Source organism: Bacillus sp. SRB3LM, assembly GCF_015712745.1.
Classification (GTDB): domain Bacteria; phylum Bacillota; class Bacilli; order Bacillales; family Bacillaceae_G; genus Bacillus_A; species Bacillus_A thuringiensis_K.
Genome location: NZ_VWVQ01000093.1, coordinates 1 through 1,367, shown reverse-complemented (window position 1 = coordinate 1,367; position 1,367 = coordinate 1). Strand labels below are relative to the sequence as shown.

Below are 1,367 nucleotides of genomic sequence, written 5' to 3'. Positions count from 1 at the left end.
TTATCTTGATTCCAGTTTTCAATATCTGCTGGTGCTTCTGTACCTACGTATACTTCACCAGTTTCTTTATGGTACCAAGCTGGAATACGGTGTCCCCACCATAATTGACGAGAAATACACCAGTCATGAATATTTTCCATCCATCGTAAATATGTGTTTTCAAAACGCTCTGGTACGAACGTTACTTTTTCTTCTTCTTTTTGTTGAAGCGCTACTGCTTTTTCAGCAAGTGGAGCCATTTTTACGAACCATTGTGTTGATAAGTAAGGCTCAACAACTGCACCGCTACGCTCACTATGACCTACTGAATGCATATGTGGCTCGATTTCTACTAATACGCCAGCTTCTTGTAAGTCTTTCACTAATTCTTTACGGCATTCGAAACGATCCATACCGTTATATTTACCAGCTTTTTCGTTCATCGATCCATCTTCGTTCATTACTAAAATGTGTGGTAAGTCATGACGGTTACCTACTTCAAAGTCGTTCGGGTCATGAGCTGGTGTAATTTTTACAACGCCTGTTCCGAAGTCTTTTTCTACGTACTCATCAGCAATAATCGGAATCTCACGGCCTACGATTGGAAGTGTAACTGTTTTTCCGATTAAATGTTTGTAACGATCATCTTCTGGATGAACTGCTACCGCTGTATCACCAAGCATCGTTTCTGGACGAGTAGTAGCAAGGCGAATGTGACCTGAACCGTCTGTTAACGGATAGTTCATATGGTAGAATGCACCTTGAACTTCTTTATGAATTACTTCAATATCAGAAAGAGCTGTGCGTGTTGCTGGATCCCAGTTGATAATATATTCACCACGGTAAATTAAGCCTTTTTCGTATAATTGAACAAATACTTTGTTAACTGCATCGGAGACATCTTTATCAAGCGTAAAACATTCTCGAGAATAGTCTAACCCTAAGCCAATATTTTCCCATTGTTGCCGAATATGAGAAGCATACTCTTCTTTCCATTCCCAAGTTTTTTCAAGGAATTTCTCACGCCCAAGATCGTAACGTGAAACCCCTTTTTCATGAAGTTTCATCTCCACTTTTACTTGCGTTGCAATACCGGCATGATCCATTCCTGGAAGCCATAATACATCGTATCCTTGCATACGCTTTGTGCGAGTTAAAATATCTTGAAGCGTCGTATCCCAGGCATGACCTAAGTGTAATTTAGCGGTTACATTGGGAGGTGGAAGTACAATTGTATACGATTCCTTCTCCTCATCTCCTGTTGTTTCAAAATATTTCCCTTCAAGCCACCATTGATAAAGGCCTTCTTCAACGGACATATGATCATATTTAGTTGGTAAATTCTTTTCCGTGTTTGACATTATTTTCCCTCCTTAAAATAAAAAATG

General features: G+C 39.5%; 1 protein-coding gene. It reads right to left on the bottom strand.

Annotated elements, in window-relative coordinates; translation table 11 throughout:
* Nucleotides 1-1,340: valine--tRNA ligase (locus F3I02_RS27130; RefSeq protein ID WP_196478614.1), on the bottom strand; the 1,340-nt coding region annotated here is incomplete at its 3' end.
* Nucleotides 1,341-1,367 lie beyond the last annotated feature (27 nt).